The organism is Pseudomonas sp. HB05 (assembly GCF_016756915.1).
Taxonomy (GTDB): Bacteria; Pseudomonadota; Gammaproteobacteria; order Pseudomonadales; family Pseudomonadaceae; genus Aquipseudomonas; species Aquipseudomonas alvandae.
The window spans coordinates 210230-226253 of the sequence record NZ_JAESPG010000006.1; the positions used below are offsets into that span (position 1 = coordinate 210230).

Below are 16024 nucleotides of genomic sequence, written 5' to 3' on the forward strand. Positions count from 1 at the left end.
GAACCCCCATGGCTTTTACCGATCCGTTCATCCGCCGCCCGGTGCTCGCCACCGTGGTCAGCCTGTTGATCGTGCTGCTGGGCTTCCAGGCCTGGAGCAAGTTGCCCCTGCGCCAGTATCCGCAGATGGAAAACGCCCTGATCACGGTGACCACCGCCTACCCCGGCGCCAATGCCGAGACTATCCAGGGCTATATCACCCAGCCAATGCAACAAAGCCTGGCCAGTGCCGAAGGCATCGACTACATGACCTCGGTCAGCCGACAGAATTTCTCGGTGATCTCGGTCTATGCCCGTATCGGCTCCAACAGCGACCGGCTCTTTACCGAACTGCTGGCCAAGGCCAACGAGGTCAAGAACCAGCTGCCCCAGGACGCCGAGGACCCCGTTCTCAGCCGAGAGGCTGCCGACGCCTCGGCGCTGATGTACATCAGTTTCTTCAGCAAGGAATTGAACAATCCGCAGATCACCGACTACCTGTCACGGGTGATCCAGCCCAAACTGGCAACCCTGCCCGGCATGGCTGAGGCGGAGATTCTCGGCAACCAGGTCTTTGCCATGCGCCTTTGGCTGGACCCGGTCAAGCTCGCAGGCTTTGGGCTGACGGCTGCCGACGTGACCGATGCGGTGCGCCAGCAGAACTTTCTTTCTGCCGCCGGCGAAGTGAAAGGCGAGTACGTCGTTACCAGTATCAACGCCAACACCGAACTCAAGTCCGCCGAAGCGTTCGCCGCGATCCCCCTGAAGACCGCCGGGGACAGCCGCGTGTTGCTGCGGGACGTCGCTCGCGTGGAAATGGGCGCCGAAAACTACGACACCATCAGCTCCTTTGGCGGCACGCCTTCGGTATACATCGGGATCAAGGCCACGCCCGGCGCGAACCCACTGGACGTGATCAAGGAAGTGCGCAAGATCATGCCGGAGATGGAAGCCCAGCTTCCGACCAACCTCAAGGCCGAGATCGCCTATGACGCCACTTTGTTCATCCAGGCCTCCATCGACGAGGTAGTGAAGACCTTGTTCGAGGCGGTACTGATCGTCATCGTCGTGGTCTTCCTGTTCCTCGGAGCCTTGCGCTCGGTGCTCATCCCGGTAGTGACCATTCCACTGTCGATGATCGGCGTCATGTTCTTCATGCAGTTGATGGGCTACTCCATGAACCTGCTGACGCTGCTGGCCATGGTGCTCGCCATCGGCCTGGTGGTGGACGATGCCATCGTGGTCGTGGAAAACATCCACCGACACATGGAGGAAGGCAAGACCCCATTCGACGCCGCCATTGAAGGCGCGCGGGAAATAGCCATGCCGGTGGTCTCGATGACCATAACCCTCGCGGCGGTGTACGCGCCCATCGGCTTGCTTGAAGGCCTGACGGGGGCATTGTTCAAGGAGTTCGCCTTGACCCTGGCTGGCGCCGTGGTCATTTCAGGCATCGTCGCGCTGACCTTGTCACCCATGATGTGCGCGATGCTCCTGCGCCATGACGAGAATCCCACGGGGCTGGCCCATCGACTGGACGTGATTTTCGAACGCCTGAAAAACCGTTACCAACGCCTGCTTCATGGCACGCTCAACAGTCGGCCCGTGGTGCTGGTATTCGCGGTGATCGTGCTGTTGCTCATTCCCGTGCTGATCATGTTCACCAAGTCCGAGCTGGCACCCGACGAGGACCAAGGCATCATCTTCATGATGGCCAACGCGCCGAAGACGACCAACCTCGATTACCTGAACGCCTACACCGATCACTTCATCACGATCTTCAAGGAGTTCCCCGAGTACTACTCCTCTTTCCAGATCAACGGCTATAACGGCGTCCAGTCAGGCATCGGCGGCTTCTTGCTCAAGCCCTGGAACGAACGCAGCCGCACCCAGATGGAAATCCTGCCCGAGGTCCAGGCCAAGCTGGAAGGCATCCCGGGCCTGCAGATCTTCGGTTTCAACCTGCCCTCGCTGCCAGGCACCGGCGAAGGCTTGCCCTTCGAGTTCGTCATCAATTCGCCGAAGGACTACACGACGCTGCTGCAGATTGCCGAACGGGTCAAGAAACGCGCGCTGGAGTCCGGCAAATTCGCTTTCATGGACATCGACCTGGCCTTCGACAAACCCGAAGTCGTGGTGGATATCGATCGCGCCAAGGCCGCCCAGATGGGCGTGTCGATGCAGGACCTGGGCGGAACCCTGGCAACACTGCTGGGTGAGTCCGAGATAAACCGCTTCACTCTGGAAGGGCGCAGCTACAAAGTAATTGCCCAGGTCGAACGACCGTTTCGGGACAATCCGGACTGGCTGAACAATTACTACGTAAAGAATACCCAGGGCGAATCGCTCCCGCTGTCGACGCTGATCAAGGTCAGCGACCGGGCACGACCGCGCCAATTGAATCAGTTCCAGCAGCTCAATGCGGTGACGATTTCAGGCTTTCCAACCGTGAGCATGGGCGAGGCCATTGAAACCGTCCGCCAGATTGCCCGCGAGGAAGCTCCGGTGGGGTTCGCCTTCGATTACGCCGGAGCTTCGCGCCAATTCGTACAGGAAGGCAGTGCGCTGTGGGTGACCTTTGGCCTGGCGCTTGCGATCATCTTCCTGGTGCTGGCCGCGCAGTTCGAGAGTTTCCGGGATCCACTGGTCATCCTGGTCACGGTGCCGTTATCCATTTGCGGCGCGCTGATTCCGCTGTTCCTCGGCTGGTCGAGCATGAACATCTATACCCAGGTCGGGCTGGTGACGCTGATTGGACTGATCAGCAAGCACGGTATCCTGATCGTCGAGTTCGCCAACCAATTGCGCAAGGAACAAGGCCTGAGCCCGCGCGATGCCGTTGAGCAGGCCGCGTCGATACGACTGCGGCCCGTACTGATGACAACCGCGGCAATGGTATTCGGCATGGTGCCGTTGATCCTGGCCACCGGCGCCGGAGCGGTCAGCCGCTTCGACATCGGCACGGTCATCGCCACGGGCATGTCGATCGGCACCCTGTTCACGTTGTTCGTATTGCCTTGTGTCTACACCTTGCTGGCCAAAGCCGACAAACACTGAGACCTGTGACGGTGCAAAAAACAAAGGCCTCGCAAATGCGAGGCCTTTGTTTTGAATCAGGACGCTCAACTCTGAGGCTTCATGCCTTGGGACAGGCCAAACATGAACAGCAACAGATCGTTATCCGGTCGGATAGCATCCGTCGCCTTTGCTACTCGAGGCAAAGGGCAATGCGCGCCAACGGTGGAAGTATGGTTGGAGGCACTGAGGATCTGTGATCGGGGCTGCTCCCATACCGCGACCGCCATTGATGCAACTGCCAGGGCTCCGACTAGAAACAAACCTCTAGCAATTTCTAGTTTCATCGCTATAAACCTTTGATAGCGCTGCCAAACGCCGTCTCATAAAAGTAGACCAGTTTTTTCCAGTCGGAATCACGAAACGACGAATGGCGCCGCAGTTGCTTCATGTCGTGGGAGGCCGCGCTTCGGGCAGTCAGGCGTTGTCGGCATTTCTCGAAATCCAACAGGGCGACTTCGGCCTTCGCCGACTCGCCTTCTCCGGTCACGCGGACAAACACATGCTTGATGTAGAGGCATCCATGTTGCCAGCGGCCCTTGTGCATACGAGCCAGGTTTTCAGCCAACGACTGGAGGATATGGTCATGTACGGCCTCGCCGTGACGTTCGCGTCCGCCTCCGGCATACCAGTGTTCGATTTCCTGGAAGCCATCCATCGCGTGAGTCACCAATAGCGCACGCCACTTATGCAGCGGGTCTCTCTGGGCGCCGCAGAAAAAAATCTGGGGAACCGTGACGTTGAGCTCGCTCAGAGCCGACAACGCACGCTGCTCACGCAGCACAGTCGGGCGACCAAACGGATGCATCAGGCTGCGGTAGATGTGCCCCGTCTGACGCTTGGAATACAACAGTTCGCCATTACTGCTGATCCGTTGTACGCCACTTTCACCGCCACGGCGCGTATTGGGCTCTTCCACCCATTCGCCGCGCTGATTCCAAAAATGATCGAAGCAACTATGAGAAGCCGTTGGGGCTCCTGCTGCCTGCACTGCCATCCCGTTACCCCTTGCGCAATACATAAACTCGCCACATGGCATAAAGCGGTAGGAAATCCAATTGTTCCTGGATCCGAAACCCGGCCTGTCGAAATTCCTCCTCCACCGTAACAGCAGGTAACACAAATCGGTTTTGGTAGCCTTTCTGCCCACGCTTTCGCTCCGCGCGTTTGCGTTTCCAGGCCTTGAAATTGCCATCGACCCACAATGAAACGATCACGCTGTCCCGGCTGACACGCTCGAATTCCCGCAGAATCGCCAGGCGGTGCGCGGGTTCACCGATGTGGTGGAGCAGGCGAATGCAAAAAATGCTATCGACGGCGTTATCAGGCAAGGCGATGTCGAACGCAGAAGTCTGCAAAGGTTGTACCCGTTTTACGACATCGGCGGGCTGAGCGCTCATTGCGGTTTGAAGCATGGCTTCGGAATTGTCCGCACCGATAATGACCCGGTTCGGTTTTTCGGCCAGCAAGGGCCAGAAACGCCCCGCTCCGCATGGCAGGTCCAGCACCAAGCCAGGCTCACCCGCCAGGGTCAGGGCGCGGCGTGCTAGTTGTTGGTCGCGATGGTGGGAGAGACGACGGCTCAATCCACTGCGATGCTTGAGAAAATATTGCTTGGCGTGCTGCTCGTCGTATTTCTCGGAAAAATCCAGCTTGACGGTCTTCGACATGGGGGCACTCCGTTACGAATGCCCAACCTTATGAACCGGCATGTCATCTCTTTGTGAAAAATCCGTCGCGAAAATTGACGAATCGTTTCAAGGTTTTTCAAGTACCAGTGTCAGCCCTTCGGATTCAGTTCTACCTCGAAACGGCAGCCATTGGGTTCCATTGTGCTGAGGCTGACCGTCCAACCCTGGTTCTCGCAAATCCGTTGCACCAACGACAGCCCCAGCCCCAGGCCTTCGCCGCGCTTTTCGTTCCCTCGCACGAAAGGTTCGAACATCGCCTCGCGCTTCTCCTCGGGGATGCCCACGCCGCTGTCTTCGACCACGAAACCTGTCGCGGTCAGCGAAACACGAATGAACCCCTGATCGGTGTAATGCAAGGCATTGCGCAACAGGTTGCCCATGACAGCTGTGAGGAAGGTGGCGTTATACGGTGTATCAAGGGGCTGCCCCGGTTCGAAGATCAACGCCAGACCTTTGGATTCGATAGGAGCGCGCCATACACCGAGCAGGTTTTCCGCGACCTGACCAAGCGTCAGCCGGGGTGCCATTCCGTTGTCTTCGCGCTGGGCCCGGGCAAGCATCAGGAAGGTCTGCACCAATTCGCGCATTTCTTCACTGGCCCGGTTGATGCGTTCGACCTGAGTACGCCCCCGCTGGTCGAGTGCCGGATTCTCCAACAACAGTTCGCAGGACGTGGCCAAGACCATCAATGGCGTGCGCAACTCATGGCTGACGTCACTGGTGAATAGCCGCTCACGGGTCAAGGCTTGGCGCAGTCGGCCCAACGTAGCGTCGAACGCCACGGCCAGCTCGCCCACTTCGTCGGCGGCATAGTCCGGGGCCAGCGGTGGCGCGAGTCCGAGGAGCTGGTCGCGATGCCGAACCTGGCGGGCCAGGCGCACGACCGGCGCCATCACCCGACGGGCCAACACCCACCCCAGGAACACTGCCAATGCGAGGCTGAGCACGAAGCCCACCAACACCACGGCGAACAGGACCCGTTCACGCTCCTCGAAATCGCTCTGGTCCTGCAGCAACACGTAATGCCGACCGTCAACGATCTCCACCATGGCGTGGTAGGACAGTTGTTCGCGAAACACCTCATGAAAGCCACGGTCGAGGTGACGGAGATCCTTGGGCAGCTCGAAGTCACCCGGGCCGCCGCTGAAATAGAACAACTGGTCGGGTTCGGGCCGATGACTCCAGTCGGAAACGCTGTCCATCAACAGCAAGCGTTGCAAGTCGCCGCCGAGCCCGGCGGAAATCAGTTTTTCTTCCACCAGGTGGACCGTTGCCACGATGCCAAGGGCGAAGGCCCCCGCCACCAACGCGCTCATCAACGCGAACGCGATGATGATCCGCTGGGCAAGGCTTTGCTTAAACTCCATCGCGGCCCTCGGCCAAGCGGTAACCGACGCCGTGCACCGTATGCAGCAGCGGTTTTTCGAATGGTTTGTCGATCACTTGTCGCAGTTGATGCACGTGGCTGCGCAGGCTGTCGCTGTCCGGGCAATCATCGCCCCACAAGGCTTCCTCGAGTATCTCGCGACGCAGCACATGAGGACTTTTCTGCATCAGTACCGCCAGCAACTTCAGCCCTACGGGGTTGAGCTTGAGCAGCTTGCCTTCGCGGGTAACCTCCAGGGTATCGAGGTCGTAGCTCAGGTCGCCGACCTGCAAGGCGCGCCGACCACCGCCCTGGGCGCGACGCATGACCGCTTCGATCCGCGCCGCCAGCTCCGACAAGGCGAAAGGTTTGACCAGATAATCGTCGGCCCCGGATTTGAAGCCCTGCAAACGATCATCCAATTGGTCGCGCGCGGTGAGCATGATCACCGGCGTATCTCGCCGGGCATCTTCGCGCAGACGCTTGCACAGCGTGTAGCCGTCGATGCCCGGCAGCATGATGTCGAGCACGATCAAGTCATAGTGTTCGGTCGCGGCCAGGTGCAGCCCCGACAAACCGTCCTGGGCACAATCGACGGTGTAGCCCTTGAGCCCCAGGTAGTCGGCCAGGTTGGCCAGGATGTCACGGTTGTCTTCGACCAATAGAATTCGCATGGGCATCTCCTCTGCACACGTAGGCAATCGTCGTGGCCCGCGCAGCTTAAGGCCAAGCGTGTCTCGCGGCTAGGGTTGTATCTGCCTGTGTCGGGGCGAACCAGTAGAGCGCATTGCACGGACTGGACCGCATTGACGAGTTTTTCACCGAACATTCACACCTCGCCAACGCTGCGCGGCCCACACTTCGCGCGACGCGCTGTTCACGAACATTCCCTTAAAGGTACCGCCATGGTTTCCACCCTCCTGCGCCCCGCTTCCAGACCGCTGAACGTGCCGGTCGCCCTGGGTATTCCCGCCGTGGTCGCGGTCATTCTGGTGTTACTGGAACTGACCACGCTGGACATGGACCTGGCCCGTCTGTTCTACAACTCCGCTGGCGGGGGATTCATCGGCCGGCACAGTTTTTTCCTTGAAGATATCCTGCACGACCGGGCCAAACAGCTCGTTATCGCATTCTCTCTTCTGGCCGTCCTGGGGTTCATCGCTTCTTTTTTTATCGCCCGACTCAAACCTTTCAAACGCGAGCTGGGCTGTCTGGTCTTGTCGCTCGCGCTGGCAACGGCCTTTGTCACGCCCCTGAAGGCGGTCACCGCGGTGCAATGCCCCTGGAGCCTGAAAGAATTCGGTGGCAAGGAAACCTACAGTGAATTGCTGAGCCCACGTCCAGCCACCGACAAGCCTGGCCGATGCTGGCCCGGTGGACACGCCGCCACGGGTTTCACGTTGTTTGCGCTGTTTTTCGTGCTGCGCGACCGCCGTCCGCGCCTGGCCCGTCAATCGCTGATATTTGCCTTCTCACTGGGCACCGTTTTCTCCGTGGGCCGGATGATGCAGGGGGCGCATTTCTTTTCCCACAATGTGTGGACAGCGGTGTTCTGCTGGCTGATTTGCCTGGGGTGTTATTACTTCATTCTCTACCGGCCGGCCGCCAGGGCTGATCGCGTAGCGCTGAGCCAACCCGCCAACGCCTGAACATGGTGCAGTAACTCTGTGGGAGCGAGCTTGCTCGCGATGGCGGTGGGTCAGTCAATCAAGCATCGACTGATACTCCGCCATCGCGAGCAAGCTCGCTCCCACAGGGGAATGGGGTGTTGCTTCATGAATCCAGGGCAATAAAAAACCCCGCTTGCTTTCGCAGGCGGGGTTTTTCGCTACAGGGGTAAGGCTGGCTTACATCATGCCGCCCATGCCACCCATGCCGCCCATGTCCGGCATGCCGCCGCCAGCTGGAGCGTCTTCCTTGATTTCAGCGATCATCGCCTCGGTGGTGATCATCAGGCTGGCAATCGACGAAGCTGCTTGCAGAGCCGAACGAGTCACTTTGGCTGGGTCCAGGATACCCATTTCGATCATGTCGCCGTATTCGCCGGTGGCAGCGTTGTAACCGTAGTTACCCGAACCCTGCTTGACCTTGTCGACCACGACGCTTGGCTCGTCGCCGGAGTTGGCAACGATCTGGCGCAGCGGTGCTTCAACAGCGCGACGCAGCAACTGGATGCCGACGTTCTGGTCATCGTTGTCGCCTTTCAGCTCGCTGATGGCTTGCAGGGCACGAACCAGTGCCACGCCACCGCCAGGTACCACGCCTTCTTCGACGGCTGCGCGGGTTGCGTGCAGGGCGTCTTCAACGCGGGCTTTCTTCTCTTTCATTTCAACTTCGGAACCGGCACCAACCTTGATCACCGCAACACCGCCGGACAGCTTGGCCAGGCGCTCTTGCAGTTTTTCACGGTCGTAGTCGGACGAAGTCTCGGCCACCTGGGCGCGGATCTGGGTCACACGCGCCTGGATATCGGCATCGTTGCCAGCGCCGTCGATCACGGTGGTGTTTTCCTTGGACAGGATCACGCGCTTGGCGTTACCCAGGTGCTCCAGGGTGGTGCTTTCCAGGCTCAGGCCGATCTCTTCGGAGATAACGGTACCGCCGGTCAGTACGGCGATGTCCTGCAGCATGGCCTTGCGACGGTCGCCGAAGCCTGGTGCCTTGACGGCAGCAACCTTGACGATACCGCGCATGTTGTTCACGACCAGGGTCGCCAAGGCTTCGCCTTCGACGTCTTCAGCCACGATCAGCAGTGGGCGACCGGCTTTGGCAACGGCTTCCAGCACTGGCAGCATTTCGCGGATGTTCGAGATCTTCTTGTCGACCAGCAGGATCAGCGGGCTGTCCAGCTCGGCAACCATGGTGTCTGGCTTGTTGACGAAGTATGGCGACAGGTAGCCACGGTCGAACTGCATGCCTTCTACAACCGACAGTTCGTTTTCCAGGCCCGAGCCTTCTTCAACGGTGATCACGCCTTCCTTGCCGACTTTTTCCATGGCTTCGGCAATGATGTCGCCGATGGAGTTGTCGGAGTTGGCCGAGATGGTACCGACCTGGGCGATTGCCTTGGAGTCAGCGCATGGCTTGGCCAGGCCCTTCAGTTCCTTGACGATGGCGATGGTCGCCTTGTCGATGCCGCGCTTGAGGTCCATCGGGTTCATACCGGCAGCGACGGCTTTCAGGCCTTCGTTGACGATCGACTGGGCCAGTACGGTCGCGGTGGTAGTACCGTCACCGGCGTCATCGTTGGCACGGGAGGCAACGTCTTTGACCAGCTGCGCACCCATGTTTTCGAAGCGATCTTTCAGCTCGATTTCCTTGGCTACGGAAACGCCGTCCTTGGTGATGGTCGGAGCGCCGAAGCTCTTCTCGATGATCACGTTACGGCCTTTCGGGCCCAGGGTCGCTTTTACTGCGTCAGCCAGGACGTTGACACCGGCGAGCATTTTCTTGCGGGCGGAATCGCCGAATTTAACTTCTTTAGCAGCCATGATCGATATTCCTTAAATACTTTTTAGTAGCGGGAAAATGAGCGGGGGAATCAGCCTTCGAGAACGGCGAGGATTTCGCTCTCGCCCATTACCAGCAGGTCTTCGCCGTCGACTTTCACAGTGTTGCTGCCGGAGTAAGGGCCGAACACAACCTTGTCACCCACTTTCACGGCCAGCGCACGTACTTCACCGTTTTCCAGTGCCTTGCCTGGACCTACAGCGAGAACTTCACCGTGGTTGGCTTTCTCGGCAGCCGAACCTGGCAGGACGATACCGCCAGCGGTTTTCTTCTCTTCTTCGCTGCGACGGATGACGACGCGGTCATGCAGAGGACGAAGCTTCATTGTCGATCTCTCCTAATTTTGGTTTTCATCGGCCGGTGTAGTCCCGGCGGGTTTAACAAAAGCCGGCGGAGCCGGGGTGCGGTTCGTCAAGCGAACCGCGGAAGTCTGTCCAGTGTCGCCACCGGAAACCTTGCGGTGACCCATACATAAGGGCGTGCAAGGCGATTACAAGGGCAAGAGATGAAAATTTTTACTTCATCCGGGCAAAAACGGACACGGCACCCGAAGGTGCCGTGTCGCAGGATATTCACTTGGTATCGCGGTGCTCGAATTCACCTTCGATCACGTTCGGCTCGCGGCCTACGGGCTCCCTGGGGGCCGGGCCGCCACGAGGTTGGAGATCATCGGCAAAGGCTCGCTGACGCATCGCCTGATCTTCGGCGCGCTGGCGCATCTTGTTGGCCAGCAACCGGCGGGTAAACGGCAACAGCAGGACCAGGCCCAGCACGTCGCTGATGAAACCTGGCAGGATCAACAGGCCGCCGCCCAAGGCCAGCATCAGGCCTTCAAGCATGGTCTGGGCAGGCAGCTCGCCACGGCTCAGGCTTTCACGGGCCCGCAGCGCCGTGGCGAGACCGGCGATGCGCAGCACGAACACGCCGAGCATCGAACCGAGAATGACCAGCAACAGCGCCGGGAAGAACCCGATCGCACCGCTGACCTTGACGAATACGAACAGCTCCAACACCGGGAACAGCAGAAAGAGCAACAAAAAAGGGCGCATCAAAAGGTTCCTCAACGCAAGAATGCCTTGCTATGAAAACCTAGATGACGTCGCCCTTTCGTGAATTCAAGCACCAACCTCGGCATTTTTTGGCCATTGCTCGGCGTGGGCCAGATAAACCAAGGCCTCGCGAACTTGTGTCGGCGTGTTGCAAGGGTTCGGGAACGCGAGCCAATGCAATCCCTGCCCGATGCGCAGGTGCATGCCTTCGCTGTCGATGCCGACCAATTGCGCCGGTTCTGTTTTCGGCAGCCCCGTCAGCGCCACGTAATGGGCGATTGCCTTGGCGTGATCGGCATTCATGTGTTCGATCATGCTGGCTTCGGCCTTGCCGGCGAAAGGATTGGCCAGGGTGAGGTGGTCGATCCAGTGAATGGCGCCGAAACCGCCAATGTAGCGATGGCGCACCGGGTCCAGGACCCAGAAGTCGAAATCGTGGGCCTTGTGGTAGTTCTGCGACTCAGGGAAATAGCGGTAGTAACGCTCGGCTGCGGCCTCGATCGCGATGCTGTCTTCGAGTCTGCGGGCCTCGGCCAGATAGGTCAGGCGCCCCACCGCCTGCACATCCTCAGCGCCCCGCTCCCCTACCAGCATCGAGCACTTGGGATCTTTCTGCAGGTTGTGGGTGTGCTGGGCGATGCGGCTGATCAGGATCAACGGCCGGCCCTGCTCGTCCAGGCAATACGGCACAACGGAGCCGAACGGAAAACCCGGCATCGACTTGGAATGGGTGGAGAGCATCCCCCGGTATTCCTTGAGCAGCAATTCTCGGGCATGCTTGGCAACGTCAACGCTCAATTTATGACTCCTTTGAAGAAATCCGTTTAAAAAACGGACAGGCGACTGATGGATGTTTCAGTGCGCCGTCGGGGCAGTTCTCATGTGCAGCCGGGCTACACCGTCGCAGATCGAGAGGCCTCCATGAAGGTAATCCTCTAACGTTCTGCCACCGGGACATGCGAATGCAACTCACCGACAAAGTAATCATTATCACTGGCGGTTGCCAGGGCCTGGGCCGCTCCATGGCGGAGTATCTGGCTGGCAGGGGCGCGAAGCTCGCCCTGGTCGACCTCAATCAGGAAAAGCTCGACCAGGCGGTCGCCGCTTGTGCCGCCAAGGGTGTCGAGGCCCGTTCCTATGTGTGCAACGTGGCGAACGAGGAGCAGGTCAGCGACATGGTTGCCCGGGTGGCAGAGGATTTCGGCGCGATTCACGGCCTGATCAACAACGCAGGCATTCTGCGTGATGGGCTGCTGCTCAAGGTCAAGGACGGCGAAATGACCAAGATGAGCCTGGCCCAATGGCAAGCCGTGATCGACGTCAACCTCACCGGTGTATTCCTGTGTACCCGTGAAGTGGCGGCAAAAATGGTCGAGCTGAAGAACAGCGGCGCGATCATCAATATCTCGTCGATCTCCCGCGCGGGCAATATCGGCCAGACCAATTATTCCGCCGCCAAGGCCGGCGTCGTCGCCGCCACCGTGACCTGGGCCAGGGAACTGGCGCGTTATGGCATCCGAGTGGCAGGCATCGCGCCAGGTTTCATCGAAACCGAAATGACCCTGGGCATGAAGCCCGACGCCTTGGAAAGAATGACCTCCGCAATCCCGCTCAAGCGCATGGGCAAACCCGAGGAAATTGCCCATTCGGCCGCCTATATCTTCGAGAACGACTACTACACCGGTCGGATCCTGGAGATGGATGGCGGGATGCGCATCTAAACCCACCGCATAACCCATGTGGGAGCGAGCTTGCTCGCGATGGCAGAGTATCAGTCACATCAAGGCTGACTGAACCGACGCCCACCCGCGCCAGCGCGCTCCCCCCCGGGCTTGTGTTTCAAAGCATCAATCGTCGCTGACGGTGATGTTCGGCATCGCCGGTGACGCGGCTTCCTGCAACACGATCCGCGCGCCGACGTGGCGGGCCAGTTCCTGGTAGACCATGGCGATCTGGCTGTCCGGTTCGGCGATGACGGTCGGCTTGCCACCGTCGGCCTGTTCGCGGATCACCATCGACAGCGGCAGCGAGGCCAACAGCTCGACGCCGTACTGGGTCGCCAGTTTTTCCCCGCCACCTTCGCCGAACAGGTGCTCGGCGTGCCCGCAGTTCGAGCAGATGTGCACTGCCATGTTTTCCACCACGCCCAGCACCGGGATGTTCACCTTGCGGAACATCTCCACGCCCTTGCGCGCGTCCAGCAGGGCGAGATCTTGGGGCGTGGTGACAATCACCGTGCCGGCCACCGGGACTTTCTGCGCCAGGGTCAACTGGATATCGCCGGTGCCCGGGGGCATGTCGATCACCAGGTAATCCAGGTCGCCCCAGGCGGTTTGCGTGACCAATTGCAGCAAGGCCCCGGACACCATCGGCCCGCGCCAGACCATCGGCGTGTTGTCGTCGGTCAGGAAGGCCATGGACATGACTTCGACGCCGTGGGACTGCAGCGGCACGAACCATTTCTGGTCCTTGACCTGCGGGCGGGTACCCTCGGCGATGCCGAACATGATGCCCTGGCTCGGACCGTAGATGTCCGCATCGAGAATCCCCACCTTTGCCCCTTCGCGGGCAAGTGCCAGCGCCAGGTTGGCGGCCGTGGTGGACTTGCCCACGCCGCCCTTGCCCGACGCCACGGCAATCACGTTCTTGACGTTCGCCAGCCCCGGCACCTGGGCCTGGGCCTTGTGCGCGGCGATCACGCTGTTGATCTCGACTTTGGCGGCTGCCACGCCGTCCAGGCCTTCGATGGCCATCTGCAGCATTTGCGCCCAACCGTTCTTGAACAGATCGGCGGCGTAGCCGATTTCCAGCTGGACACTGACGCGATCGCCCTGGATGTCGATGGCACGCACGCATCCGGCGCTGACCGGGTCCTGGTTCAGGTAAGGGTCGGTGTACTGGCGAAGGACGGCTTCCACCGCTGCGCGATTGACGGCGCTCATGGGCAACTCCGATAGCAAGACTTGAAAAACAGGCCGCTATCCTACGCCGCACGCTCCCGCGTGGCGACCCGATTACAGCAGTGCGAACACCTTTTGTGGCGAGGGGATTTATGCCCGCTGGACTGCGCAGCAGTCCCAAAACATTCGATCCCGATCAGCCTGACTCACCGAGGCGCCAGGTTTTGGGGTCGCTTCGCAACCCAGCGGGGATAAATCCCCTCGCCACAAACAGGCCGGCGGGGTGAAATATATTTCCCGGCGCTTTATAGTGGCCGACCTCCGTTTCATCAAGTAGCCGAGCCCCATGTCCGAGCCACGCAAGATCCTCGTCACCAGCGCCCTGCCCTATGCCAATGGTTCGATTCACCTTGGCCATATGCTGGAATACATCCAGACCGATATGTGGACGCGCTTCCAGAAACATCGCGGCAACCAATGTATTTATGTCTGCGCCGACGACGCCCACGGTTCGGCCATCATGCTGCGCGCGGAAAAGGAAGGCATTACCCCGGAACAACTGATCGCCAATGTCCAGGCTGAACACAGCGCCGACTTTGCCGAGTTCCTGGTGGATTTCGACAACTTCCACTCCACTCACGCCGAAGAAAACCGTGAGCTGTCGAGCCAGATCTACCTGAAGCTGCGTGACGCCGGGCATATTTCCACCCGTTCGGTCACCCAATATTTCGACCCGGAAAAGAAGATGTTCCTGGCCGACCGCTTCATCAAGGGCACCTGCCCGAAATGCGGCACCGAAGACCAGTACGGCGACAACTGCGAAAAATGCGGCGCCACCTACGCCCCGACTGACTTGAAAGACCCGAAGTCGGCAATTTCCGGCGCTACCCCGGTGCTCAGGGACTCCCAGCATTTCTTCTTCAAGCTGCCTGACTTCCAGCAGATGCTGCAGACCTGGACCCGCAGCGGCACGCTGCAGGACGCGGTCGCCAACAAGCTCGCCGAGTGGCTCGATTCGGGCTTGCAGGAGTGGGACATTTCCCGCGATGCGCCGTACTTCGGCTTCGAGATTCCCGGCGAACCCGGCAAATATTTCTACGTGTGGCTGGACGCGCCGATCGGCTACATGGCCAGTTTCAAGAATCTTTGCGACCGCACGCCGGAGCTGGACTTCGATGCGTTCTGGGCCAAGGATTCCACCGCCGAGGTGTATCACTTCATCGGCAAGGACATCGTCAACTTCCACGCGCTGTTCTGGCCGGCCATGCTCGAAGGTGCCGGTTTCCGCAAGCCGACCGGTATCAATGTCCATGGCTACCTGACCGTCAACGGCCAGAAAATGTCCAAGTCCCGCGGCACCTTCATCAAGGCGCGCACCTACCTGGATCACCTGTCGCCGGAATACCTGCGCTACTACTATGCGGCCAAGCTCGGCCGTGGCGTCGACGACCTGGACCTGAACCTCGAAGACTTCGTGCAGAAGGTCAACTCCGACCTGGTGGGCAAGGTCGTCAACATTGCCAGCCGTTGCGCCGGCTTCATCCATAAGGGCAACGCCGGTGTACTGGTGGCAGGGAACGCCGCGCCGGAACTGACCGACGCCTTCCTGGCCGCCGCGCCAAGCATCGCCGACGCCTACGAGAACCGCGACTTCGCCCGTGCCATGCGCGAGATCATGGCCCTGGCCGACCGCGCCAATGCCTGGATTGCCGACAAGGCACCGTGGTCGCTGGCCAAGCAGGAAGGCAAGCAGGACGAAGTCCAGGCCATCTGCGCCCTGGGCATCAACCTGTTCCGCCAACTGGTGATTTTCCTCAAGCCGGTGCTGCCGTTGCTGGCCGCCGATGCCGAGGCGTTCCTCAATGTCGCGCCGCTGACCTGGAACGATCACCAGACCCTGCTGAGCAACCATCAGTTGAACGAGTTCAAGCCATTGATGACCCGCATCGACGCCACCAAGGTCCAGGCCATGATCGACGCGTCCAAGGAAGACCTGGCCGCCAGCCAGACCGATACCGGCGGCCCGAGCGGCAACGGTGAGTTGGCCAAGGACCCGCTGTCGCCGGAAATCGACTTCGACGCCTTCGCTGCGGTCGACCTGCGCGTGGCACTGATCGTCAAGGCCGAGGCAGTGGAAGGGGCGGACAAACTGCTGCGCCTGACCCTGGACATCGGCGGTGAACAACGCAACGTGTTCTCCGGCATCAAGAGCGCCTACCCGGACCCGGCCAAGCTTGAAGGTCGGTTGACGATGATGATCGCCAACCTCAAGCCACGCAAAATGCGTTTCGGTATGTCCGAGGGCATGGTGATGGCGGCGGGCCCCGGCGGTGAAGAGATCTACTTGCTGAGTCCGGACAGCGGCGCCAAGCCGGGCCAACGGATCAAATAATCCGATCGCGTACGGCACCGATCCCACAGTCGCCTCCCAGCGACTGTGGGATTTTCATATCTG

Annotated in this window: 14 protein-coding genes; 4 read left to right on the plus strand and 10 right to left on the minus strand. The window is 59.9% G+C overall.

From position 1 onward, the window contains the following. Positions 1–8: 8 nt before the first annotated feature. Positions 9–3035: a multidrug efflux RND transporter permease subunit gene (locus JMN22_RS09075; RefSeq protein ID WP_030142507.1), complete on the plus strand. Its 3027-nt coding sequence runs from the start codon at positions 9–11 to the stop codon at positions 3033–3035. Between the two features lie 65 nt (positions 3036–3100). Here JMN22_RS09075 and JMN22_RS26530 read toward each other — a convergent pair whose 3' ends face one another. The 5 genes from JMN22_RS26530 to colR form a co-directional block, all read right to left on the minus strand. Then, positions 3101–3340 carry a hypothetical protein gene (locus JMN22_RS26530; RefSeq protein ID WP_030142508.1) on the minus strand — a complete coding sequence of 80 codons (240 nt, stop codon included), beginning with the start codon at positions 3338–3340 and terminating at the stop codon, positions 3101–3103. Positions 3341–3342: 2 nt separating this feature from the next. Next, complete coding sequence (locus tag JMN22_RS09080) at positions 3343–4050, minus strand: lipopolysaccharide kinase InaA family protein (protein WP_198797938.1); 708 nt, start codon at positions 4048–4050, stop codon at positions 3343–3345. A gap of 4 nt (positions 4051–4054) precedes the next feature. Beyond that, a complete protein-coding gene (locus tag JMN22_RS09085) occupies positions 4055–4723 on the minus strand; it encodes a class I SAM-dependent methyltransferase (protein WP_030142510.1) in 669 nt (222 codons plus the stop codon). 110 nt (positions 4724–4833) lie between these two features. Next, the gene (locus JMN22_RS09090; RefSeq protein WP_030142511.1) at positions 4834–6111 is read right to left on the minus strand and encodes a sensor histidine kinase; all 1278 of its coding nucleotides are present in this window, start codon (positions 6109–6111) and stop codon (positions 4834–4836) included. Then, on the minus strand, positions 6101–6784 hold the full coding sequence (colR, locus tag JMN22_RS09095) for a two-component system response regulator ColR (protein ID WP_030142512.1): 684 nt from the start codon (positions 6782–6784) through the stop codon (positions 6101–6103). Before colR ends, JMN22_RS09090 begins: the two co-directional genes overlap by 11 nt. Before the next feature lie 231 nt (positions 6785–7015). Here colR and JMN22_RS09100 point away from each other — a divergent pair, with 231 nt between their 5' ends. Next, complete coding sequence (locus JMN22_RS09100) at positions 7016–7759, plus strand: phosphatase PAP2 family protein (RefSeq protein ID WP_030142513.1); 744 nt, start codon at positions 7016–7018, stop codon at positions 7757–7759. 198 nt (positions 7760–7957) lie between these two features. On the opposite strand, the gene groL is transcribed toward JMN22_RS09100, so the two are convergent. From groL to JMN22_RS09120, 4 genes are all read right to left on the minus strand, one after another. Beyond that, positions 7958–9601: a chaperonin GroEL gene (groL, locus tag JMN22_RS09105; protein ID WP_030142514.1), complete on the minus strand. Its 1644-nt coding sequence runs from the start codon at positions 9599–9601 to the stop codon at positions 7958–7960. Between the two features lie 50 nt (positions 9602–9651). Then, the gene (locus tag JMN22_RS09110) at positions 9652–9945 is read right to left on the minus strand and encodes a co-chaperone GroES (RefSeq protein WP_030142515.1); all 294 of its coding nucleotides are present in this window, start codon (positions 9943–9945) and stop codon (positions 9652–9654) included. Positions 9946–10192: 247 nt separating this feature from the next. Continuing rightward, on the minus strand, positions 10193–10669 hold the full coding sequence (locus JMN22_RS09115) for an FxsA family protein (RefSeq protein ID WP_030142516.1): 477 nt from the start codon (positions 10667–10669) through the stop codon (positions 10193–10195). Positions 10670–10735: 66 nt separating this feature from the next. Continuing rightward, positions 10736–11467, minus strand: coding sequence for a HugZ family pyridoxamine 5'-phosphate oxidase (locus JMN22_RS09120; protein WP_030142517.1), 732 nt, complete (start codon positions 11465–11467; stop codon positions 10736–10738). A 164-nt stretch (positions 11468–11631) separates the two neighbouring features. On the opposite strand from JMN22_RS09120, the gene JMN22_RS09125 reads away from it, so the two are divergent. Beyond that, complete coding sequence (locus tag JMN22_RS09125) at positions 11632–12390, plus strand: SDR family oxidoreductase (protein WP_030142518.1); 759 nt, start codon at positions 11632–11634, stop codon at positions 12388–12390. 126 nt (positions 12391–12516) lie between these two features. On the opposite strand, the gene apbC is transcribed toward JMN22_RS09125, so the two are convergent. After that, positions 12517–13611 carry an iron-sulfur cluster carrier protein ApbC gene (apbC, locus tag JMN22_RS09130; protein WP_198797939.1) on the minus strand — a complete coding sequence of 365 codons (1095 nt, stop codon included), beginning with the start codon at positions 13609–13611 and terminating at the stop codon, positions 12517–12519. 304 nt (positions 13612–13915) lie between these two features. Between apbC and metG the strand changes: the two genes are divergently transcribed. Then, a complete protein-coding gene (gene metG, locus JMN22_RS09135; protein WP_198797940.1) occupies positions 13916–15961 on the plus strand; it encodes a methionine--tRNA ligase in 2046 nt (681 codons plus the stop codon). The last annotated feature ends 63 nt before the right edge of the window (positions 15962–16024 follow it).

Coding starts and splice junctions, on each gene's coding strand:
- JMN22_RS09080 (WP_198797938.1), bottom strand. CDS start 4,050: ATGGCAGTGCAGGCAGCAGGAGCCCCAACGGCTTCTCATAGTTGCTTC.
- JMN22_RS26530 (WP_030142508.1), bottom strand. CDS start 3,340: ATGAAACTAGAAATTGCTAGAGGTTTGTTTCTAGTCGGAGCCCTGGCA.
- JMN22_RS09075 (WP_030142507.1), top strand. CDS start 9: ATGGCTTTTACCGATCCGTTCATCCGCCGCCCGGTGCTCGCCACCGTG.
- metG (WP_198797940.1), top strand. CDS start 13,916: ATGTCCGAGCCACGCAAGATCCTCGTCACCAGCGCCCTGCCCTATGCC.
- JMN22_RS09110 (WP_030142515.1), bottom strand. CDS start 9,945: ATGAAGCTTCGTCCTCTGCATGACCGCGTCGTCATCCGTCGCAGCGAA.
- JMN22_RS09115 (WP_030142516.1), bottom strand. CDS start 10,669: ATGCGCCCTTTTTTGTTGCTCTTTCTGCTGTTCCCGGTGTTGGAGCTG.
- JMN22_RS09085 (WP_030142510.1), bottom strand. CDS start 4,723: ATGTCGAAGACCGTCAAGCTGGATTTTTCCGAGAAATACGACGAGCAG.
- colR (WP_030142512.1), bottom strand. CDS start 6,784: ATGCGAATTCTATTGGTCGAAGACAACCGTGACATCCTGGCCAACCTG.
- JMN22_RS09090 (WP_030142511.1), bottom strand. CDS start 6,111: ATGGAGTTTAAGCAAAGCCTTGCCCAGCGGATCATCATCGCGTTCGCG.
- JMN22_RS09125 (WP_030142518.1), top strand. CDS start 11,632: ATGCAACTCACCGACAAAGTAATCATTATCACTGGCGGTTGCCAGGGC.
- apbC (WP_198797939.1), bottom strand. CDS start 13,611: ATGAGCGCCGTCAATCGCGCAGCGGTGGAAGCCGTCCTTCGCCAGTAC.
- JMN22_RS09100 (WP_030142513.1), top strand. CDS start 7,016: ATGGTTTCCACCCTCCTGCGCCCCGCTTCCAGACCGCTGAACGTGCCG.
- groL (WP_030142514.1), bottom strand. CDS start 9,601: ATGGCTGCTAAAGAAGTTAAATTCGGCGATTCCGCCCGCAAGAAAATG.